Source organism: Candidatus Latescibacter sp. IFSED24, assembly GCF_058273205.1.
In genome coordinates this window covers 3,099,876-3,121,938 of the sequence record NZ_CM177850.1, presented here as the reverse complement: position 1 = coordinate 3,121,938, position 22,063 = coordinate 3,099,876, and the positions used below count along the sequence as shown (strand labels likewise).

At 69.0% G+C, this 22,063-nt stretch carries 16 protein-coding genes; 8 read left to right on the top strand and 8 right to left on the bottom strand.

The window, feature by feature from the left end; all coding sequences use genetic code 11:
- The first annotated feature begins 5 nt into the window (after positions 1-5).
- The 4 genes from IFSED24_RS12640 to IFSED24_RS12625 are packed head-to-tail and all read left to right on the top strand — an operon-like array spanning position 6 to position 6,536.
- Complete coding sequence (locus tag IFSED24_RS12640) at positions 6-1,505, top strand: hypothetical protein (protein WP_491331829.1); 1,500 nt, start codon at positions 6-8, stop codon at positions 1,503-1,505.
- Positions 1,502-4,348: a TonB-dependent receptor gene (locus tag IFSED24_RS12635; protein ID WP_491331828.1), complete on the top strand. Its 2,847-nt coding sequence runs from the start codon at positions 1,502-1,504 to the stop codon at positions 4,346-4,348. Before IFSED24_RS12640 ends, IFSED24_RS12635 begins: the two co-directional genes overlap by 4 nt.
- A complete protein-coding gene (locus IFSED24_RS12630) occupies positions 4,345-5,388 on the top strand; it encodes a PorV/PorQ family protein (protein ID WP_491331827.1) in 1,044 nt (347 codons plus the stop codon). The genes IFSED24_RS12635 and IFSED24_RS12630 overlap by 4 nt, the downstream gene beginning before the upstream one ends.
- Positions 5,385-6,536, top strand: coding sequence for a hypothetical protein (locus IFSED24_RS12625; protein WP_491331826.1), 1,152 nt, complete (start codon positions 5,385-5,387; stop codon positions 6,534-6,536). The genes IFSED24_RS12630 and IFSED24_RS12625 overlap by 4 nt, the downstream gene beginning before the upstream one ends.
- 76 nt (positions 6,537-6,612) lie before the next feature.
- Here the strand turns inward: IFSED24_RS12625 and IFSED24_RS12620 are convergent, their stop codons facing one another.
- From IFSED24_RS12620 to IFSED24_RS12610, 3 genes are read right to left on the bottom strand one after another with little or no spacing between them, the layout of a single operon-like run.
- Positions 6,613-9,759: an efflux RND transporter permease subunit gene (locus IFSED24_RS12620; RefSeq protein WP_491331825.1), complete on the bottom strand. Its 3,147-nt coding sequence runs from the start codon at positions 9,757-9,759 to the stop codon at positions 6,613-6,615.
- Positions 9,760-9,764: 5 nt separating this feature from the next.
- Positions 9,765-10,931 (bottom strand): efflux RND transporter periplasmic adaptor subunit, encoded by a 1,167-nt coding sequence (locus tag IFSED24_RS12615; RefSeq protein WP_491331824.1) that lies wholly within the window; start codon positions 10,929-10,931, stop codon positions 9,765-9,767.
- Entirely contained in the window at positions 10,928-12,388 is a 1,461-nt protein-coding gene (locus IFSED24_RS12610) for an efflux transporter outer membrane subunit (protein ID WP_491331823.1), read from the bottom strand. Before IFSED24_RS12610 ends, IFSED24_RS12615 begins: the two co-directional genes overlap by 4 nt.
- Positions 12,389-12,637: 249 nt before the next feature.
- Here IFSED24_RS12610 and IFSED24_RS12605 point away from each other — a divergent pair, with 249 nt between their 5' ends.
- Positions 12,638-13,276, top strand: a complete 639-nt coding sequence (locus IFSED24_RS12605; RefSeq protein WP_491331822.1) for a hypothetical protein — start codon at positions 12,638-12,640, stop codon at positions 13,274-13,276.
- 175 nt (positions 13,277-13,451) lie between these two features.
- Here IFSED24_RS12605 and IFSED24_RS12600 read toward each other — a convergent pair whose 3' ends face one another.
- Positions 13,452-15,005 carry a mechanosensitive ion channel domain-containing protein gene (locus IFSED24_RS12600; protein ID WP_491331821.1) on the bottom strand — a complete coding sequence of 518 codons (1,554 nt, stop codon included), beginning with the start codon at positions 15,003-15,005 and terminating at the stop codon, positions 13,452-13,454.
- The gene (locus tag IFSED24_RS12595) at positions 15,002-15,838 is read right to left on the bottom strand and encodes an MBL fold metallo-hydrolase (RefSeq protein WP_491331820.1); all 837 of its coding nucleotides are present in this window, start codon (positions 15,836-15,838) and stop codon (positions 15,002-15,004) included. The genes IFSED24_RS12600 and IFSED24_RS12595 overlap by 4 nt, the downstream gene beginning before the upstream one ends.
- Before the next feature lie 92 nt (positions 15,839-15,930).
- Here IFSED24_RS12595 and IFSED24_RS12590 point away from each other — a divergent pair, with 92 nt between their 5' ends.
- A complete protein-coding gene (locus tag IFSED24_RS12590) occupies positions 15,931-16,641 on the top strand; it encodes a C-GCAxxG-C-C family (seleno)protein (protein WP_491331819.1) in 711 nt (236 codons plus the stop codon).
- A gap of 14 nt (positions 16,642-16,655) precedes the next feature.
- On the opposite strand, the gene IFSED24_RS12585 is transcribed toward IFSED24_RS12590, so the two are convergent.
- Genes IFSED24_RS12585 through IFSED24_RS12575 form a run of 3 tightly spaced genes read right to left on the bottom strand, consistent with a single transcriptional unit; the run spans position 16,656 to position 19,992 of the window.
- Entirely contained in the window at positions 16,656-18,608 is a 1,953-nt protein-coding gene (locus tag IFSED24_RS12585) for a CHASE2 domain-containing protein (protein WP_491331818.1), read from the bottom strand.
- Between the two features lie 2 nt (positions 18,609-18,610).
- Complete coding sequence (locus tag IFSED24_RS12580; protein WP_491331817.1) at positions 18,611-19,510, bottom strand: M48 family metalloprotease; 900 nt, start codon at positions 19,508-19,510, stop codon at positions 18,611-18,613.
- Complete coding sequence (locus IFSED24_RS12575; RefSeq protein WP_491331816.1) at positions 19,507-19,992, bottom strand: SH3 domain-containing protein; 486 nt, start codon at positions 19,990-19,992, stop codon at positions 19,507-19,509. The genes IFSED24_RS12580 and IFSED24_RS12575 overlap by 4 nt, the downstream gene beginning before the upstream one ends.
- Positions 19,993-20,448: 456 nt before the next feature.
- Between IFSED24_RS12575 and IFSED24_RS12570 the strand changes: the two genes are divergently transcribed.
- Together IFSED24_RS12570 and IFSED24_RS12565 are read left to right on the top strand one after the other, a co-directional pair.
- Positions 20,449-21,108 (top strand): hypothetical protein, encoded by a 660-nt coding sequence (locus IFSED24_RS12570; RefSeq protein WP_491331815.1) that lies wholly within the window; start codon positions 20,449-20,451, stop codon positions 21,106-21,108.
- A gap of 183 nt (positions 21,109-21,291) precedes the next feature.
- Positions 21,292-22,044 carry a sulfite exporter TauE/SafE family protein gene (locus tag IFSED24_RS12565; protein ID WP_491331814.1) on the top strand — a complete coding sequence of 251 codons (753 nt, stop codon included), beginning with the start codon at positions 21,292-21,294 and terminating at the stop codon, positions 22,042-22,044.
- Positions 22,045-22,063 lie beyond the last annotated feature (19 nt).

Sequence of the window (22,063 nt, the reverse complement as noted above, 5' to 3'; positions counted from 1 at the left end):
CGGGCATGGCGATCGTGCTGTTGACGGTGGGGTTCCTGGCCTGCACCAACGACCCCTTCGATCCCGCCAGCGTGGAGAACGCGCGCCCGGTGATGAGCTTCTTCGTCGAGCCGGTGGACCCGGACGACGCGCTGAATCCCACCAGCTATTTCGAACGCACGTTCCACTGGAGCGGCACCGATCGGGACGGCCAGGTCATGGTGTACTACGTGTCGGTCCGTCCCGACAGCGCCATCCCGGCGCCCTGGGACACCACCACGCGCACCGACACCACCATGACCTTCACCACCGACGACCTGGGCCAGGCCGAGGCCACCTTCTTGCTCGCCTGCCGCGACGACCAGGGCGCGGTGAGCGACACGCTGGTCCGCTACCTGCCCCTGCGCAACTTCCCGCCGGCCGTGAACTTCCAGAGCGACTTCGACCCGCGCCCCAACCTGCAGCGCGAGATCACCGCCGCGAACGACACCATCTTCTGGAACTACGGCGCCATGAGCCTGCGCCTGTTCGCCTTCGACCTCGACGGCAACACCACCATGGACGCCTTCTATCGCTACACCTGCGCCGACGAGGATCCCGACACCGTGCTGGCCTGGGACGACCCGGCGGCCGATCCCATGCGCCACTGGCTCGAGGCGCCCTTCCCCGAACCGGACGCCGACATCCTCGATTTCGAGGTCCAGGTCAGCGGCCTCGAGGCCGGCCAGCGGACGTTGACGGTGGCCGTGGCCGACGAGGCGGCGGCCGTCACCCGCTTCACCTTCTCCTGGGAGGTGCGCGAGCCGCAGGGGTCGGTGCTGGTGATCCCCGACAATTCGCTCGACCCCACCCGGGAATTCTACCGCGAGTTCCTGGCCGAGTATCTCGGTCCCGACGGTTGGAGCGAGTACGAATTCAAGTTCGGCTACCCGGACAACGATTTCGTCCTGCTCGAGACCATGCGTCTCTTCGACCTCGTGTTCTGGTTCGACGGCAGCGGCACCAGCACCGTGCTCGAGAATGCGGCCGCGCGCGACGGCGTGCTCGAGACGTTCCTGACCGCCGATGGTGTCCACGATCCGGGACAGCTGCTCATGATCAGCCGCAACTTGACGGGTGCCAATTCGGGCCTGCCCTACTACTTCCGGCAGACGATCATCGGCGTCAACCCCACGGGAGCGCCGCAGAGCACGCTCGAACCCGCCAACGCCGCGCTGGGGGTCCAGGCGCTTGGCACCCAGGAATGGCTGCCGCCCATGACTCTCGAGACCCGTCAGGGTCGCGGCATCGGCCTGATCCTGCTCGAGGGCAGCGAGGAGCTCTACCGCTTCGAGTCCTGCACCCAGTGCTTCGGCCGCCGGCCGCCCTGGGACCCGATCATCGGCGTGCGCCGGCCCGACCGCACCATCAGCGAGTTCGCCCGCACGGTGGGCATCTCGTATCAGCTCGAGACCATGGTCCACGACGAGGCCAAGGCCGCCCTGGCCGCTCTCTTCACCCACGAGCTGGGGGTGACCGCGCCGTGAGACGCCAGCTCGTCTGCCTGGTCCTGTTGCTGGCCGCGCTGACCACCGTCGCCGCGGCCCAGGTCACCAGCACCGGCATCATCAAGGGACGGGTGATCGACGGCGAGTCGGGCGAATCCATGCCCTACACCAACGTCTACATCGCCGGCACCAACATCGGCACCATGGCGCTCAACGACGGATACTTCTTCATCCGCGGCCTGCGCCCCGGCACCTACACCGTCAAGGCCAGCTACATCGGCTATGGCGTGGGCTCGCAGACCGTGCGCCTCGAGCCCGGCGGCGTCGTCGACCTGGTCTTCACCCTCGAGGTGCAGGCGATCTACATGGAGCCCATGCGCGTGGAGGCCGAGCGCAAGCTCATCGAGGTGGAGCGCACCGGCACCAGCCACTACCTGTCGAGCAAGCAGCTCGAGGCCATGCCGCTGGACCAGGTGGTCGACATGATCGCGCTGCAGCCCGGCGTCACGCTGCAGGACAACGAGATCCACATCCGCGGTGGCCGCGCCGACGACACGCGCTTCGTCATCGACGGCATGTCGGTTAACGATCCGCTCGCCGGCGGCGGCTACGGCTACCAGATCGATCCCTCGATTATCAACGAGATCGAGGTGCTCACCGGCGGCTTCAACGCCGAGTACGGCCAGGCGGTCTCGGGCGTGGTCAACGTCTCGACCAAGGAGGGCGGCAACCGCCTGGAGGGGAAGGTCTCGCTGAAGCGGGACTACCTCGTCAACACGGTGGACAAGCAGGAGACCGTCCCCTGGAACCAGCTGGACAAGTACGACGAGCCCCACAACATCGACATCGTCAAGGCTTCGGTGAGCGGGCCCGACCCGCTCTCGGCCGGCCTCAAGGCGCTGGGCGTGCCCATGGCCGGCCAGCAGTACCTGCTCCTGTCGGGCAGCATGGACATCCGCGACGGTTACCTGCCCATCTACTCGCGCAAGAGACGACTCGAGTCGCCGCTCTATCCGGGCAGCTTCTGGTCGCCGCGCCAGCAGAACGACTGGAACGGCTTGGCCAAGTGGACCTGGAACATGTCGCCGGTGCACAAGCTGTCGATCTCGGCCAGCCGCCAGTTCGCCGTCAGCCAGGGCTTCAAGCTGCCCGGCGAGGGCTACCCGCGCCCGTTCATCGACAACATGGAGAACTTCCTGGTCTTCACCAACGAGTCGATCCTGACCAACGTATTCTGGCGCCACGTGCTCTCGGACACCGACTGGTACGAGATCACCCTCGGCCGCAACTTCTCGCGCATGCACAACAACCTCAACGGCAACGACGACTTCCGCAGCTACGAGAAGATCGAGGAGAACCCCTACTACAACGATCCTTCGGGGCAGAACGAGTACCACGCCGACCGCTGGCACGACCACTACAGCGAGGCCTACACCGCCAAGGCGAGCTATTCGTTCTACGGCGGCGCCGGCAACCAATTCAAGGCGGGCATGGACCTCAGCTTCACCGAGATGCAGCTCATCGACCTGCAGTCGAATCTCGGCGACCCGCCGGCGGGCAAGTTGGCCATCGGCGAGGACATCTTCCGGGCGCATCCCATCGTCGGCGCGGGCTTCTTCCAGGACACCATCGAGTACCACGGCCTGATCCTCAACGCCGGGATCCGCGCCGACCTCTGGGCGCCGGGCAGCGAGGTCGAAGAGGTGATGCAGAACCCCGACGACTATCTCTTCATCACTCACGAGATGGTCGACGAGTTCAACGACAAGACCTTCCGGGCCATGGGCCGCAACTGGAAGGCGCGCCTCTCGCCGCGTCTGGGCATCAGCTTCCCGGTCACGCACAGCGACAAGTTCTTCTTCAACTACGGCCACTTCAGCCAGTGGCCGCGGTTCACCTACGTCTACCCGCAGCTGCAGACCCAGCGCGCCACCAAGGTGCAGCTCCTGGGCAACCCCAACCTCGACCCCAAGGTCACCGTGGAGTACGAGGTGGGCTGGCAGCACGAGTTCGAGAACCTCTGGTCGCTGGGCGTGACCTGCTACAACCGCGACATCTACGGCTACGCCAAGAGCGTGGCCCTGAACCCGGTGCAGATCGGCGCCGACGAGACGCCCGACCCCGACGACGTCGGCACCGTCGACATCGAGCCGGTGCGCTACTTCAACGGCGATTCGGCGCGCAGCCTGGGCGTGGAGCTCTCGGTGATCAAGCGCACCACGCGCTGGCTGAGCGGGTCGGCCAACATCGAGCTGTCGCGCTCCACGGGCACCAACAGCAACGCCGACGAGGCCTACCTGCAGGCGATCTACGACGAAGCCTACGAGCCCACGTCGAGCATCGGCGGCCTCGCGCGGTCGCCGCTGCTCTGGGACAAGCCCTGGTCGTTCAGCGTGAACCTGGACTTCTCGGTCTTCGAGCGCGAGCGTCCGACCCTGCTGGGCTGGGAGATGCCGGCCAACTGGAGCGTGAACCTGCTGCTGCGCGCCGAGGCTGGCCAGCGCTACACGCCCAGCACCTACCTCGGCAACGGCGCCTCGATCCGCGGCGACTACTACAGCGCCATCGGCCCCGCCAAGAGCTCGGTGAACGTGCGCTTCAACAAGTTCTGGCGGATCGGCAAGAACCAGAAGCTGACCATCTTCTTCGAGGGCCGCAACATCCTGAACTCCACCGATTACCGCCGCGTCAATCCCTACACCGGCGACGGCTACAAGGTGGGCGACTACAACCCCGCGTGGGTCCATACGTGGTCCGACCGGCTCGAGGAACTGGGCTACTCGCCCGACACCAACAACGAGGCCTACGCCAAGGGCGTGGTCAACCCCAGCTACATCGAGAACCCCCGGGTTCTGCTCTGGGGGGTGAGCTACCAGTGGTGAGGCGACCGCACACGACGCTCCTCCTGCTGGCGCTGCTGGCGCTGCTGGCTGCGGCCTGGCCCGCGGCCGCCGGCGACGCGCTGCGCCTCTACGGCGAGGAGAACGTCGGCACCTCGGGCGGTCAGTTCCTCAAGATCCCCGTGGGCGCGCGGCCGGTGGGGCTGGGCCGCGCTTACGTGGCCTGCGCCATCGACGGGCCGGTGGCGTTCTGGAACCCCGCCGGCCTCATGCGCACGCCGGGCCTGAAGAACGTGTTCTTCAACCACACCGAGTGGGCCGCGGACATCGACATCGACCATCTCGCCTACCAGTGGCGCCGCCAGAACTTCGGCTTCGCCATCACCGCCGGCATGCTGCGCAGCGGCGACATCCCGCGCACCACCGAGTACAACGTCGAGGGCACCGGCACCACCTTCAACGCCGACCAGTACGTCCTGGGCTTCAGTCTGGCGCGGTCGATGACCGACCGCTTCTCGGTGGGCGGCACCGTGAAGTACTACCAGGAGAACCTGGACGAGTGGGAGATGCGTTCGCTGCTCTTCGATCTGGGCATCCTCTACCTGGTCGGGGTCGGCGACATGCGCGTGGGCTTCTCGGTGCGCAATTTCGGCGGCGAGATGCGCCCCGGCGGCGATCCGCCCACCCGCGAGGGCTACGTGCCCCAGACCGAGTTCCAGAGCAGCGCCCCGCCCACCGAGGGCAGCTTCGGCATCGCCTACACGTGGGGCCTCTCGCGGCGCCTGGGCCTCTTGACCACCGCGGACTTCAACCATCCCAGCGACGCCAAGGAGAGCTTCCGCCTCGGCGGTGAACTGGCGGTCAGCGACCTGCTCTACCTGCGCAGCGGCTGGGAGACCGGCCGCGACGAGGGCGGCCTCGGCGCCGGCTTCGGCCTGCAGATCAAGCGCAAGCAGTTTCTCTGGCGCATCGATTACGGCTACAGCGACATGGGCGCCTTCGGCTCCATGCACTTCATCTCGCTGGAGATGTCGCCGCTCTGGGCCAAGGAACGCACCCGGCACGGGAGGGCGCAGCGATGAGCGGCCGACGCCTGACAACCCTCTGCCTGCTGCTGGTCCTCGTCCTGGCCGTGGTGACCGGTTGCGGCGAGAAGATCGCCATCCCCGAGCCCACCGGACTCTTCTCGGTGGCGCCCTATCTCCTGGACGCCACCTATCCCGAGCCCGACGTGATGCAGGTGCTCACGCTCCAGAGCAACCTCTTCGTGCTCACGGGCGACAGCCTGACCAAGCGCAACCAGAAGTACGAACTCATCGCCGGGGTGGGCGGCTTCGGCTCGCCCACGGCGCTCTGCGCCGACGACGCCGATTCGCTGGTCTTCGTCTGGGACCAGGACCTGGCGCGGGTCACCTGGTATCGCGCCACCGACCTCGCCACTCCCGACGGCGGGCCCACCTACTCCGTCCTGCCGGCGGTCCGGCGCTGCGTCGCCATGGCCGCCTGCGCCGCGGGCGTCGAGCAGGTCCCCGGGGCGGCCACCTTCCTCTACCTGGCCGACCCCGACAGCGGCGTGGTCCACCGCTACGCCTACGAGCCCTTCACCGGATTGATCCCCTACGGCATCCTCTGCAACGATGCGGGCGTGGGTGCCCGGTTCGTGCTGGATGCGGCGGGCCTCGCCCGCGACGCCGAGGACAGCCTGCTCGTCTGCGACCGCGACACGCTGCGCAACTGGGTCATCCGCTTCGACAGCGTGCCCGACCTCACCGACATCGACCCCGACGGCGAGGACCCCCTGCGCGGCCACGCCGCGCTCTTCGACCTCGCCACCTGCGTGCCGCCGGCCGCGGCCGACTACGTGCTGGGCAACGCGGCGGAATGCGAGGAGAACGACTGGGTCGGCGGGGTGAGCGACGCCGAGGGCGAGTTCGCGCGTCCGGTGGCCCTGACCCTCGATGGCAGCGGCCGCATCTTCGTCAGCGACCAGGACAACGACCGCATCCAGATCTTCAGCGGCGACGGCTACTTCGAGGTCTTCTTCGGCAACAGCGAGCAATCGCCCGCGCCCGGCAGCCTGGGCACGGTGGACGTGCGTGTGGGCAGCGGGTTCGATGCGGTCTACTACGGGGCCTATGTCTTCGTGGTCACCTCGGGTGAGGTGCGCAAGTTCATCTCGGGCGAGTACTATCGCGAGTTGAACACCAACCTGCCGCCGCCCGAGCAATAGCCGCCCGCCGCCTGCCGATGCACAAGGGCCGGGGAGCGTTCCCCGGCCCTTGTCGTCTTCATCGCTGTCGGTCCGTTCAGTCCGCTGGCGGGGGCGGTGTGCTCGGCGCCGCCTCGGCTTTCCGGCCGCCCAGCCTCTCGGCCGTCTCCTGCACGATCCGGTACATGAACGGGATCACGAACACGCCCGCGCCCGTGGCCATGAGCATGCCGCCGAACACGGCGGTGCCCAGCGCGATGCGGCTGGCCGCGCCGGCGCCCGACGCGACCACCAGCGGGATCACGCCCAGGATGAACGAGAACGCGGTCATCAGGATCGCCCGGAAGCGCAGGCGCGCCGCCTTGAGCGCCGCGTCGATCACCGAGAGTCCGTTCTCGTGCTCCTGCTTGGCGAACTCCACGATGAGGATGGCGTTCTTGGCCGACATGCCGATCAGCAGCACCAGCCCCACCTGGGTGTAGATGTTGTTGTCGAGGCCGCGCAGGCCGGTGGCCAGGGCGGCGCCCAGGATCGCCAGCGGCACCGAGAGCATCACCGCCAGCGGGATGTGCCAGCTCTCGTACTGCGCCGCCAGGAAGAGGAACACGAAGATGATGGCCAGGCCGAAGATGATGGGCGCGGCGTTGCCCGCCTGCTTCTCCTGGTAGGTGGTGCCCGACCAGGCCACGCCCAGACCGGGGGCCACCTCGCCCGCCAGGCGCTCGAGCTCGTTGGTGGCCTGTCCGGAACTGACGCCGGGCGCGCCGCTGCCCGTGATGGTGGCCGAGGGGAACATGTTGAAGCGCGAGATGCTGCTGGGGCCCACGGTGTCGCGCACCGCGACGAAGGTCCCCAGCGGGATCATGCTGCCGAGGTCGCTGCGCACCTCGAGCGCGAGGATGTCCTCGGGGCGGGAGCGGTACTGCTCGTCGGCCTGGACCATGAGCCGCCAGGTACGGCCGAAGAGGTTGAAGTCGTTGACGTAGGACGAGCCCAGGTTGGCGCCCAGCGTGTTGAAGATCCGGCTCAGGGGGACCTGGTAGGCCTTGGCGCGCTCGCGGTCGATGTCGAGGAAGAGCTGGGGGACCTGGGCGCGGAGGTTCTGGTTCATGCGGGTGAGTTGCGGGCTCTGGTTGCCGGCGTCGACCAGCGAGTTGGCCATCTGCTCGAGCTGGAGAACGCCCAGGCCGCCGCGGTCCTGCAGCTGCATCTCGAAACCGCCGGCGGTGCCCAGGCCCATGATGGGCGGGGGCAGGAAGGCGAAGGCGATGGCCTGGGGCAGCATGTAGAGCCTGGGCTGGATCGAGGCGATGATGTTCTGGATCTTCAGCTCCTTGCTCTTGCGGTCCTCCCAGGGCTCGAGGGTGACGATGGCCATGGCGGTGTTGGAGGAGGCCACGCCGTCGAGCAGCGAATAGCCGCCCACCGAGACCACGCCGGCCACGCCGGGCGTGTCGACCAGCATGGCGTTGACGCCGTCGAGGACCTGCTCGGTCCGCTGCAGCGAGGCGCCGTTGGGCAGCTGCATGTTGACGAAGAAGTAGCCCTGGTCCTCGTCGGGCAGGAAGCCGGTGGGCAGGCTGTTCAGGCCGAGGCCGGCGGCGGCCAGCAGCACCACGAAGGCGAGCAGCATGATCACGGTCTTGCGGGTCAGGGCGCCGGTGAGGCCCATGTACTTCTCGGTGCTGATCTCGAAGTAATGGTTGAACTTGGTGAAGAACCAGCCGCGCTTCTCGGGCGATTTGCGCAGCAGCAGGCCGCAGAGCGCCGGGCTCAGGGTCAGCGCGTTGATCGACGAGAAGACCGTGGCCACCGAGATGGTGATGGCGAACTGCTTGTACAGGCGTCCCACCAGGCCGGGCATCAGGGTGGTGGGCACGAACACCGCCAGCAGCACCAGGGTGGTGGCGATGATGGGGCCGCCCACCTCGATCATGGCCTTGCTCACGGCCTCCTTGGCCTTGAGGCCCTCCTCGTCGATGAGGCGCATGGTGTTCTCCACCACCACGATGGCGTCGTCGACCACGATGCCGATGGCCAGCACCAGCCCGAACAAGGTGAGGTTGTTGATCGACATGCCCAGCGCCTGCATGGCGGCGAAGGTGCCGATGAGCGAGACCGGGATGGTGACCGCCGGCACCAGCGTGGTGCGGAAGTCTTGCAGGAAGATGTAGACTGTGAAGATCACCAGGATGATGGCGATGATCAGGCTGGAGATCACCTCCTGGATCGAGGCGTCGATGTAACGCGTGGAGTCGTAGACGATGGCGTGCTCGAGTCCCTCGGGGAACTCGACGGCCAGGTCGTCCATGGTCGCCGCCACGTTCTGTGCCACCTCGAGGGCGTTGGAGCCGGGCAGCTGGTAGATGCCGCAGGCGATGCTGGTCTGGCCGTCGAGCTGGGCGTACCAGTTGTAGGCCTGGGCGCCCAGTTCCACCCGCGCCACGTCGCGCACGTAGACCAGTTCGCCGCGCTGTCCGGTCTTGACCACGATCTCCTCGAACTGCTCCACGCTGGTCAGGCGGCCCTTGGTCAGGAGCGACAGCTCGAAGGGCAGGTTCGCCGAGTTGGGCTCGGCGCCGATCTTGCCGGCGGCCACCTGCACGTTCTGCTCGCGGAGCGCGTTGATCAACTCGTCGATGGTCAGGCCGCGGGCTTTCATGCGGGCGGGGTCGACCCACACGCGCATGCCGAAGTCCTTGGCGCCGAACACCTGGACCTCGCCCACGCCTTTGACGCGGGCCAGCACGTCCTTGATGCGGGTGGTGACGTAGTTGCTGATGTAGAGGTCGTCGAAGCGGCCGTCGGGCGAGAAGAGGTTCACCATCAGGACCAGCATGGTGGACTGCTTCTTGGTGGTGATGCCCTGGCGCTTGACCTCCTCGGGCAGCAGCGGCTCGGCGATGGACACGCGGTTCTGGGTGAGCACGGTGGCCATGTCCGGATCGGTGCCGATGTCGAAGGTCACCGTCAGGTCCAGCTTGCCGTCGGCCGTGCTCTTGGACTGCATGTAGAGCATGTTCTCGACGCCGTTGACCTGCTGCTCGATGGGCGAGGTCACGGCCTCCTCCACCACCTTGGCGTCGGCGCCGGGATAGCTGGTGGAGACCTTCACCGTGGGCGGCGTGATGTCGGGCATGCTCTCCACGGGCAGGATCGGGATGGACAGAAGTCCCAGGATGATGATCACGATGGCGATCACCATGGCGAAGATGGGCCGGCTGATGAAGAACTGGCTGAACATGCCGGCTACCCCCCCTGGCCTGGGCTCTGGGCCATCCGGGCTGCGGCTTCCTCGCGGGTCAGCGGGGTCACCGGCCGCCCCGGCCGGGCCTTGAGCAGCCCCTCGACCACGTAGGTCTCGCTGCCGTCCAGACCCTCCTCGATCCGGATCATCCCGTCCTCGGCGATGGAGCTCAGCGTCACGTAGCGCTGCTCGACGATCCCGTCCTCGCCCACCAGCAGGACGTACTTCCCGCCCAGGTCGGTGCCGATGGCGGCCTCCTCCACCATCACGCTGCCGGGCAGCTCCCTGCCCAGGACCTTGACCCGCACGAAGAGGCCGGGGAAGAGCTGGAAGTTGTCGTTGGGCAGCAACGCCCGCACCTGGATGGTGCCGGTCTGCGGGTTGACGGTGTTGTCGATGTAGTCGATGTGGCCCTCGTGGGGGAAGCCGGTGTCGGCGCTCGTGGCCACCAGGGCGACGATCATATTCTCAGCCTCGTTCTCCTCCTTGACCACCGTCCGATCCTCGTCCGACAGCATCCGCAACACCAGCGGCTCGGGCGCCTCGAAGTAGACGTACAGCGGCTTCATCTGGTTGACCGTGGTCAGCAAGGTCGACTCGCCCTGTCCCACGAGGTTGCCCACGTCCACCAGGTTGCGGCTCACCTGACCGGCGAAGGGCGCGCGGACTTCGGTGTAGCTGTAGTCGAGTGCGGCCTTGTCGAGCATGGCCTGGGCGCTGAGCACCGAGGCGGCGGCGCGGTCGCGCTGCGCCTTGGCTCGATCGAGGTCGAGTTCGCTGACCGCCTTGGTCTTGATGGCGGCCTCGATCCGGGCGAGTTCAGACTCGGCCAGCGCCAGGTCGGCGCGCGCCGCGGCTAGCGACGCGCTGGCCTCATCGCGCATGGCGCGGTAGTAGTCCTGCTCGATGACGAAGAGCAGAGCACCTTCCTCGACCAGGCTGGCGGGCTCGAAGGCCACCTGTTCGAGAGTACCGGCCACGCGGGTCCGCACCTCGGCCTGGGCCACGCCGCGAGTCACACCGGTGAAGACCTGGTAGCCCTTCACGCTGCGGACCACGGGCTGGGCCACGAGCACCGGGGGCGGCGGTGGGGTGGCGGTCTCCTGTTGGCCGCAGCCGACCGCCATGGTCAGCAGGATCACGATGATGGGCAGACGGAACGATTTCATTCGGCATCCTCCTCGGCGACGACCAGGTCAGCGGGCAGGCGATCCGGAGACCAGCCCCCGCCGAGTGCCTTGTTCAGGGCGATGAGATTCTGGATGACGCGACCCCGGCTGAGGGCCAGCTCGTCCTGCTGGTTGATGAGGGACCGCTGGGCGTCCAGGTATTCCTGGAATCCGGTCAGCCCCGAGACGTACTGGGTGTGGACCAGGCTCACCGAGCGCTGGCTGGCCTCCACGGCGGCCTCCAGGTGTTGGCGGCGCTGCTGCTCGCGGTTCAGGCCGACCATGGCGTTCTCCACGTCCTCCAGCGCCACGAGCACGGCCTTCTCGTAGGCCGCCAGGAGCTGCTCGGTGCGCGCCTCCTCGATCTGGATGCGCCCGCGGGTGGCGCCGCCGTTGAAGAGGTTCCAGCGGAAGCCCGGGATCAGGCTCCAGCTGCCGCTGCGGCCGGTGTCGCCCAGGTCGCCCCACTCTGTGCTCTCGAGGCCGAGCAGGCCGGAGATGGAAAAGCTGGGGTAGAGGTCGGCGGTGGCCACGCCGACGCGGGCGGTCTGGGCGGCGAGCTGACGTTCGGCGCGGCGCACGTCGGGGCGGCGGCGCAACAGCTCGGCGGGCACGCCCACCAGCAGGTCGGTGGGCTCGGTGGGGATGGAGCGGAATTCGCCCAGACGCGCGTGGAGCGAACCCGGCGTGCGGCCCAGGAGGACCGCGAGGCGGTTGAGGGCCGCGTTGAGCTGGTCCTCCAGGGAGGGGATGGCGGCCTCGGTGCTGGCGAGGTTCGACTGGGCGCGGGTCACGTCGAGCAGCGAGGTCAGTCCCGCCTCGTAGCGGTCCTGGGTGAGCTGGGCTGTCTCGCGCAGCGCCGCGGCGCTGGTGTTGGCGAAATCGAGCCGGGACTGCAGGGTGCGGACCAGGATGTAGTTGGCGGCCACCTCGGCGTACATGGTCACCAGCACGTCGCGATAGTCCTCCACCGAGGCCTGCCAGGTGGCGGTGGCGGCCTCGACGCTGCGGCGGGTGCGGCCGAAGACGTCGATCTCCCAGCTCGCGTCGAAGCCGGCCTGCCAGAGGTCGTTGGGGCCGGCGCCGGTGCTGTTGCCCGGCGGCGAGGTCTCACTGAGCTGGGTACGCGCGTAGTTGCCGTAGGCGTTGAGGCTGGGCCAGTAGGCGCCCTTGGCGACGCCGGTGCCGGCGCGGGCCTCCTTGAGCCGGCCCAGGGCGGCGGCCAGGTCGAGGCTGGCCGTGTCGGCCTCGGCGATCAGCGCGGTCAAGGTGGTGTCACCGAGCACGGTCCACCAGGACTCGAGGTCGGGTACGTTGGCCGAGAGTTCTTCCTCCACGGCGCCGGTCCAGGCATCCGGGACCGTGGGGTCGGGATGCTCGTAGTCGGGACCGACCGCGCATCCCGTCACCAAGACGAGGGCCAGAGCTAGCGACCCGGCCAGCATGATATGTCGCATGGATCCTCCTCGAACCGCGAGATGGATGACAACGGAACAACTTATAACTGATCTTCGAAATCCTGCCCACCATTCAACCGCACGCGAAATAAAATCTCGTAATGCGTTGTTTTAACAAAACATACATATTTGACTTTTTCTTGATTCTTGGTTACACTCGTTGTATCTCGTGCGTCGGGAAATCCCCCGACCCTGCCCGGGTCCACCACCCGGGCGCCTGGAATCGTGTTTTTTGGAAGGAATGGAACCATGAAGAAATTGCTCACGATCGTGGCCCTGCTCGTGGTGGCTGTGCCCGTGTTCGCCCAGCAGACCCGCACGTTCGGCTGGGACGGCGTCGATGAACTGGCTCTCTCCTATTATGGCACCCCCGTCAACGAGGGTGAGATGCCCATCCTGGCCAGCCTGGACGCCGACATGGCCTACGCCGGCAGCCACGGCCTGATGCTCGTGGACAACGCCGCCAGCGGCACCCCGCAGCTGTACGCCGCCGCCATTTACGGCCTGCAGGCCGGCGACATGGTCGACGTCAGCCTCATGGTCTTCACGCCCGTCGCGGGCCAGTCCCCCCGCTGCCGCCTCTGGGGCCACTGGAACAACTCGCTGGGCACCCCCGAAGAGGACATCAACGGTTACGACGGTTCCGCCAGCGGCCCGGACTACGCCGAGGGCGAGGGCTGGGACGTGAACAGCTACACCTATGAGGTTCCCGAAGGCAACACGGGTCTGGTCATCGAGATTCGCACCTACAGCGTGGCCGGCGACACCAGCTGGGCCGACGAACTGACGATCACCGCCCCCGAGGGCGCCACCATCCGTTTCCCGGGTGAGGGCCCCGTGGCCGTGGAGAGCCACACCTGGACCGGCGTCAAGAACCTGTTCAACTAGGTTCGACCCGGAACCCGACGAGGCGGCGGCCGTCCTGGCCGCCGCCTTTCTTTGTATGCCAGGCATGGGCACTCTATTGGAGAGTTGAGAAGCTATCCCCGAGCAGGCTAATTTTGTACGCACGGAGCAAATCACTTGGAGCGATCTAAAGTCCATTTATAGATGATCCACGCTGCTAGTGCTGCCGGATGAAACCCAGCAACCGCGAGAGGATCCCTGCGCGCTCGGACGCCTGGGCGCTGCCGGCCGCGCGCCGCTCGCGCGCGGCGTCGGCCGCGGCGCGGTTGGCGGCGGCGCGCTCGGCGGCGAGGTCGGCCAGGCGCTCGGGGATCTCGTCGCGCAGCTCGAGCAGGGCGACGAACGCGGCGTGGTCGAGGGTGAGCAGCTCGCTGCTGGTGGCCACCGTGAGGGTGGCCGACCGCGGTTCGCCGGTCAGCAGGCTCATCTCGCCGACCACGGCGCCGGCCTCGACCGCGAAGGTGACCGGCGGGTCGCCCGCGATCTGGCCGTCCAGCCGGCCGGACAGCAGGATGTGGAAGGTCTCGCCCTCCTCGCCCTCCTGCATGAGCACCTCGCCGCGGGTCCACTTCTCGCGGCGGACCAGCGGCGCCAGGCGGGCGCAGTCCTCGGCGGTGAGCAGGCCGTCGAAGAGGCGGCTGGCCTGCAGGTCGCGGGCCACGGCGGCGAGGTCGCGTTCCTCGGGCTCGAGCTTGCGCTGGTCGTAGACCACGGTCATGAAGTCGTTCAGCAGCTTGTCGCTCATGGGGAACGGGATCTCGATGCCGGCGCGCTTGAACTTGTACCAGATGTGGCGGCAGACCTGGCCGTCGACCCAGCGGCGGCGGTGGTACAGGCGCGTCCAGTAGCGGAGCTGGTAGTTGATGCCGTAGTCCTCGAAGGCGGTGACGATGGCCTCGGGGGCCGGCTTCTCCATGACCTCGGGCACCTGGCGCGCGGCGGCCTCGAGCGCGGCGATCACCTGGTCGGGTTCGTCGCTGTAGCTGGCGCCCACGTCCACCGCGTGGCGGCGCACGGGGTTGGGGTGATTCAGGTTGTGGATCACCGCGTCGGAGACCTTGCTGTTGGGCAGGATCAGTTCGTGGCCGTTGATGGTGATCAGCCGCGTCTCGCGCCAGTTGGTGCGCTTGACCCGGCCCTCGGTGCCGTCGACGTTGACCCAGTCGCCCTGCTTCACGGTGCGCGTCAGGTGCATGGACATGCCGGCCAGGAGGTTGCCCAGCACCCCCTGCAGCGCGAAGCCGAGCACCGCGGTGATCAGCGCCGTGGAGGCGAGCAGCGGCCCGATGTCCCAGCCCAGCTCGATCTTCAGGACCAGGAACGCCAGCAGCAGGATCAGGAGCGCGCGCAGGATGTCCTCGAGCAGATCGGGCACCGGCCAGTCGCGACCGCGCGCCGCGATGATCTGGCGCGCCAGGGCCTCGATCAAGCATAGGGCGAACACGCCGAGCCAGAACACTACCCAGGCCGAGAAGTGCTGCGGGTTGGCGGCGAGATAGGCATTGGCCGTGGGCCAGAGGTCGGCAGCCCAGACCACCGGCCAGGTCAGGGCCAGCACCAGGATCGGCCGCAGGAGGATATGGGCCAGGGCTCCGAGGCCGGGCTTGTCGGGGTCGGTGCGGCGGCGGACCGGGGCCGCCAGGCCCGAGGCCACGGCGAAGATCAGCAGCAGCGCCAGGACCTCGCAGAGCACGGGCACGTAGCTGTTCACGGGGCTTCCTTCCGGCTGAGGTCGAGGAGCTGTCCCTGGCGCGCCAGGGCGGCGCCGGGCATGACGGCCTGCAGGGCCTGCTCGCGCGCTGCCAGGACCGTGTCGTCCGCCTCGGGGTCGTGATGGGTCAGGAGCAGACGCTCGACCCCGGCCGCCCGGGCCAGATCCACGGCCTGGGGCCAGGCGGTGTGGCCCCAGCCACGGCGGGACGGGGCCACGTCGTCGTCGTACTGGCCGTCGCAGATCAGCAGCTGGCAGCCCTGGCAGAACGCGAGGAACGCCGGATCGGTCTCCTCGGCGGTCCATTCGGCGTCGGTGGCCAGGACGAGGCTCGTGCCGGTGGCCGGTTCATCGAGGCGGTAGGCGGTGCAGCCGCCGGGGTGCGGCACGGGCATCCAGCGCACCTCCAGGCCGCCGAGGCGCATGGGCTCGGTGCTGGCAGAGGGCAGGTCGGCGAAGCTCAGTTCGGAGCCGACCTGGTCCAGGGTCACCGGCCAGAACGGGGCGCGGAAGAGGTCGTGCAGCGCGTCGGACACCGAGACGCCGTCGGTGTGCGGCGCGGCGATCAAGAGCCGGGTGCCCCGGGTATAGAGCGGCGGGAAGGTGGCCAGGCCCACGAGATGGTCGAGGTGGAAGTGGGTCAGCAGGATCATGATGTCGGCCTGGTTGGCGAGCTGGCCGGTGAGCGCCGGCAAGCCCGTGCCGCAGTCCAGGACCACCTGCTCGCCGCCGGCGCCGGTGACCAGCAGACAGGTGGTGTCGCCGCCGAAGGTGGCGTACCGCGGATCAGTGACGGGAGCCGAACCCCGGGTACCGGCGAAATGGATGCGCAAAGGTCCCTCCTCTGATAGCTGTATGGGACCATTGTGCCCTCCAGGTGTTAGACTGGCCACAGGAATTCACGACCCCGATCGAGGAGATCACCATGAGCGAACTGGTCTTCATCCGCGCCTACGGCAACCGCTTCGAGGCCGAGCAGGCCCAGCAGTACCTCGAGACCCTGGGCATCGACGCCATGGTGCAGGCCGACGACGTGGGCGGCATGTACGCGGGGTTGAGCCTGGGCAAGAAGGGCGTGCGCCTGCTCGTCCGTGACGAGGATGCGCTGCGGGCCAGGGAGGCGCTCGAGCCCGGCGAGGTGCTCGACGCGGTGGCGGCCGACGCCCTGGGCGGCGGCCCCGAGTCCACGCCGGCGCCGCTGGTGGCCGCCGAGCGCGCCGCCGCCTTCTTCGACGCCGACAACAACTGCGCCGAGGCGGTGCTGCGCACCTTCGCCGAGGACCTGGAGATCGAGGCCACGGTGGTGCCCCTGGCCACGGGGTTCGGCGGCGGCATGGGCCGCGACGGCGACGTCTGCGGCGCCCTGAGCGGCGCGATCATGGTGCTCGGGCTGCGGTTCGGCCGCCTCGACGGCGACGACCGCGAGGCCAAGGAGCTCTGCTACGAGAAGGTGCGCCTGCTGCGCGCGCGGTACCGCGAGGCCTGCGGCGCGCTGAACTGCCGCGACCTCGTCGGGGTCGACCTGCGCACCGACGAGGGCCGGCAGAAGATGCAGGACGAGGGACTCGACATCTCGGTCTGCCGGCGGTGCGTGCGCGAGGCGGCGCAGATCGCGGCCGAGTTGCTGGCGGAATAGGCGTTCCCGGGACTCTACTTCTGGCTCAGCACCCAGAGTCCCCGGAACTCCGGATCCTGCTCGAGCTGGCCGGCCAGCGCCCGGGCCGCGGGGTCGTCGGCGAGCGTGAGTGCCAGGCTGTGCGCCGCCACGCCCTGGCCCGAGCGGCAGAGCTCGAGCGCCTCGCGATAGGTCGCCCAGTCGGCCGGCTCGACCTCGCCGGCCAGCCCGCCCAGCTCGAACACGGTCACCGGCTCCTGCCGGCCAACCACCTGCACCCGGCCCAGCTCGCGGGCGAGCACGGTCTCGGCGGCGGCGCGCACCGTGGCCGCGGAGACGAGGCAGCCGGTGCCGAAGACCTTGTTCACACCCTCCAGGCGCGAGGCCAGGTTGGCGGCGTCGCCGAGGATGGTGTAGTCGAAACGCTGGCGGCTGCCCAGGTTGCCCACCACCACGTCGCCGGTGTGCAGGCCCACGCGCATGTGGAGGTCCCGGCCGCAGCGCTGGTGGAACCACGGGCGCAGGCGGTCCAGCTCGCGCTGGCAGAGCACCGCGGCGCGGCACGCGCGGGCGGCGTGGTCGGGCACGTCCAGCGGTGCGTTCCAGAACGCGATGATGGCGTCGCCCTCGTACTTGTCGAGGGTGCCGCCCTCGGCCAGGACGATGTCGGTCATGGCGGTGAGGTAGTCGTTCAGCAGCGAGGTGAGCTGCTCGGGGTCGAGGCTCTCGCCCAGCATGGTGAAGCCGGCGAGGTCGCTGAAGAGGATGGTCAGTTCGCGCCGCTCGCCGCCGAGCTGCAGCCGCCCGGGATCCTGCACCAGCCGGTCGACCACGTGGGGACTGAGGTAATGGCGGAACGCCTGCTTCAGGAACCGCCGCTGGCGTCCCTCGGTGGCCCAGTTCACCACCACGCCGCCGATCAGGCCGCCGAGCACCGCCACCGACGGCGGCAGCACGGGCCACCAGATGCTGGTCCGGTAGAGCGCGAGCCCCAGCAGCAGCGGCAGGGGCAGGCCCACCAAGAAGAGCAGCGCGGTCTGCCAGGCGCGGGCGATGCGCACCGCCAGCAGCGCGGCGGCGAGGCCGGCGGCCAGGGTCAACGCCAGGGTGATCCAGCCGGGCACGGTCCGCACGCGCCGGCCGCTCAGCAGGTTGTCGAGCTGCGTGGCGTGCACCACCACGCCGGGGCTGACGCGGCTCAGCGGCGTGGGCCGCTGGTCCAGGAGGCCGGTGGCGGAGAAGCCCACCAGGACGTGGCTGTCGCGCAACTCGGCGGGGTCGACCACCGGCTCGCCGTCCTCGAGCAGGCGCAGCTCCGACTGGATGATCGCGGCGGCGCTGTAGCTGGCGTAGGTGCCGGCGGGAGCGAACGAGAGGATGGCCGGTCGCGTGTCGGTCATGGGCACCGGCCGCGTCGGACCGGCGACCAGGTAGGTGGCGATACCCAGGCTGTTGATGAAGGTGTCGGCGGCGGCCGCGTTGGGGGCGAGGCGGCGGAAGATGCCGTCGTCGTCGGGCTGGCCGTGGACGTTGCCCAGCGCCGCGGCGCCGTCGCGGATCTCGGGGACGGGCCAGGTCACCGTGCCGTCTCGCGCCACGGTGCAGGCGGCGGTCACGTTGTCCATGGCGGCCATGGTCATGCCCAGCGCCTCGTCGTCGTAGACGCCGTAAACCGACGGTTCGCTGAACACCACGTCCAGGGTCACGGTGCGCGCGCCGGCCCGCTGGCAGAAGCCGAGGAGCGCGGTGTAGACCTCGCGCGGCCAGGGCCACGACCAGCCGTTGACCTCGCGGCCCCAGTCCAGACTGGCCTGGTCCACCAGCACGAGCTTGATGTGCTCGCTCGCGTCCGAGGCCGCGGCGGCGCGCCGGACGCGCCAGTCCCAGGTCCAGCCCTCGGCGCGCTCCAGGCCGCCGCCGAACCAGAGGACCGTGGCCAGGACCCCGGCCAGCAGACCGACCAGCAGGCTCAGCCGCGCCGCGCGCACGCCTAGACCCCGCCCAGCGCGGCGGTGAACCGCTCCTGGCGCGGCGGCACGATCACCAGCGGCGCCAGCGGTGTGAGGAACGGCCGGACCTCGGCGAGACGGTCCGCGGGCGAGGGGTGCGTGCGCATGAAGCCGGGGCCGGCGGGCCGCCAGCGGCGCTGCATCTCCTCGAGCATGGCCTCGAGGCCGCGGGCGCTGTAGCCGATGCGGGCCAGGATGGTGACGGCGGCCTCGTCGGCCTCGCGCTCCAGGTCCTTGCTGTAGCCGTTGTTCACCAGCGTCTGGGTGATGTCGTCGATGCTGCCCTCGAGCTCGTCGGTGAGCTCGGCCAGCTCGGCGCTGCCGAAGTTGCGCGCGCTCTCGCTGGCGAGGATGGTCAGGGCGCCGGTGATGCGGCTGCGCTTGATGGCGCGCAGCCCGTGCTTGCCCGCCACGTGCCCGATCTCGTGGGCGAGCACCGCGGCCAGGGCGTCCTCGCTGGCGCAGCAGTCCACCAGGCCGCGGGTCACCAGGACCAGGCCGCCCGGGCAGGCGAAGGCGTTGATCTCGTCGCTGTCGAGCAGCAGGAAGTGGTAGCCGCCGAAGGTCTCGGGGCGGTCGCTGGCCAGAGCCAGGCTCTGGCCCAGCCGGTTGAGGTAGCGGTTGGCGGCGGGGTCGTCCAGCGGCCGGTAGGTGGCCAGGAGGGTGGCGGCCACGGCGCGGCCGATGTAGTGCTCCTGCTCGGGCGTCAGGTCGGTGTAAGCCTTCTCCACCGCCTCGACGCTGCGGTTGATGGAGTCGGCCTCCTGCTGGGAGATGGCGCCCTGGTCCACGGCCACCTGGGTGGCGACCTGCGAGATCTGCGAGCAGCCCACCACGAGCGCGAGGGCGGCGAGGGTCAGGATCAGGTGGCGGCGGTTCATGGCGTGCCTCCCGTCGGTGGCGTGACCTCGCCGGCGGCCAGGAAGGCGGCGGCCTGCTCGGGGGTCACCGTCCAGGTCGCCATGCGGTCGACCCAGGTGTAGTCCACGGCGCGGTTCTCGAGCTGGAAGGCCTCCTCGACCTCCTCGCTGAACCCCTTGCCCGCCAGCGCGATCTCGTCGCCGTCCGCACCGGCCGCGACGTCGCTTTCGCCGGCGGCCAGGCGCAGCTTCTTGTCGGTGAGCGCCGACGAGTGGAGCCAGCCGCTCTGGCCGTCCGGCGTGCGGACGCGGCACCAGGGGCCTTGTTCTTCGAGCACGGTGAGCCTTGCGCCGTAGGTCACGGTCACGGTGGCGGGGCCGAGGTAGCTGGGGCGCGCGCGCAGCTTGGTCTCGCGGACCTGGACGCTGAGCTGCTGGGCGGCGAGAGCCGCCGCCACCAGCAGGAGCAGCAGGACGAGGGCGCCGTGGAGCCGACGGATCATGATGATGCCTCCGGGTGAGGGTGCGCGGAGATTCTAGTCGCAGGGTGCGGTGGATTGCAAAGGGAGACCGCGGTCGGGTAGGATGAAGGGCGAGAGGAAGGTCTATTCCATGCGCCCGCGCTGCCTGGTCCTGCTCGTATTGCCCGCCTTGGTATGGCTCGTCTGTTGCGGCGAGGAGGCCTCGGTCTCCGCGCCGGCGCCGGAATCGCCGGACCCGCCGGCGCCGCCGCCGCCGTCTGCCGCCGTTCCTGCCGATCTGCACGTGGTGGACGTGGGCGATTATTACGTCCGGTTGGCCTGGGCCGACACCGCCGGTCAGGAGCCGGCCGTCTTGGTGGAGGGCCGGCTGGACGGGGCGACGGACTTCACGCTGCTGGCGTTGCTCGAGCCGGCAGCCTGGACTGGGAAGGCGCGGTCCAGCCCGAGAGCACCCACGTCTTCCGGGTGGCCGCCCGGGTGGACACGAGCAGATCGGCCTGGTCGGCGCCCGTGACCGTGACCGCCCTGCGGCTGGGCTACTGGGAGGTCGTGGGAGGGATCAAGAACGACGCCTGCCAAGGCCTCGACGTGTCCTTCCGCTTCGGCCGGGCCAACCGGTTCTACAGCGGCGGCGGTCTCTTGACCGTGGCGGGACCGCCGGGCTGGAACGACGATCAGGTCTACCAGAGCGCCTGGAACACCTACTACATCGGCTTCAACGGCCGGGGCGCCGTCTCGGGCGATTACCACCTGACCCTCGCGCGCGACGACCGCACCTTCACGGCCAGCGTGACCGTCGACGCCTCGCTCGTGCTCCCCCTGCCCGAGGTCGAACTGGAAACCCTGCCCGACCGCCGGCTCCGGGCCAGCTGGTCGTGCGCGGGGGCCGACCGCTATGGTATCTGCTGGGGACCGGTGGGCCAGGCGGGCTGCCAGGCGGTCGGCGCCTGCACCGATACCGTGCTGGTCGCCCTGGAGGACGACCCGGTTTACTGGTTCGACCTCATGGCCTACCGCGACCCGGTCCAGGGTCAGGAGGCCAGTTCCAGCCGACTGCTCTCGGTGTCGTGGGAAAAGGGGCTGACGGCGGAGTCGAAACGACGCGCTCCGGGCGGGACGATCGTGGATTCGGAGTGATCCAGCATATCCGGAACCATTCTCCCAATGGGCAAACACAACAGAGACAAGAAGTTGCGACCGTGTGCCGGCACACACCGACCGATCCACCGGACTGGTGTTGGCAGATTCTCCGCTCCAGGCCTTAAATAGGTCGACCTTATCCGCCTCGCCCCAGGCCCGCACCCAGGAGCCCCGACCACCGTGGACTGCTGCTCGCCGACCCTGATCCCCGACCTGCAGACCCTCGACGCCATGGTCTACTTCACCACCGGCCTGCTCATGAGCCTGGGCCATTGCACCGGCATGTGCGGCCCGCTGGTGTCGGCCTACGCCGTGGCCCAGTGCCGCGCCTGCGCCCCGGGCCAGAAGCCCGGCCTCGGCAACGCGCTCACCTACCACGCCGGCCGCATCACCGCCTACGCCGGCATCGGTCTCGTGCTGGGCCTGCTCGGCGGCCTCATCTCCCCAGACGAGAGCCGCCAGCTCCAGGCCTGGCTGGCGCTGGTCGTGGGTGCGGCCATGCTGCTGCTGGCGCTGGGGCTCGCGGGCTGGCTGCCCACCCAGCGCTGGGTCGAGAGCGACCGCCTCGCCGCCGCCGTGGTCGGTCGCATGCGGGGCCTGCTCGTGGCGCCGGATCCCGGCCGCCGTTATCTGCTGGGTTTCGGCAACGGCCTGCTGCCGTGCGGGCCGGTCTATGCCATGGCCCTGGGCACGCTGGCGGTGGCGTCGCCCTGGCTGGGCGCCGGCGCCATGGCGCTCTACGGCCTGGGCACCCTGCCGGTGCTCGTTCTGCTGACCCTGGGCGCGGGCCGCGTCGGGCCCGCCCTGCAGCGCAGGCTCGCGGGCGTGGGGGCGCTGCTGGTGCTCCTGATCGCACTCCAGCTCGGCCTGCGGGGCGCGGCTACCCTGGGCTGGATCGGGCACTGGAGCCTGGGCGAGTTCGTCATCTTTTGAGTTCCTGATTATCAAGTGA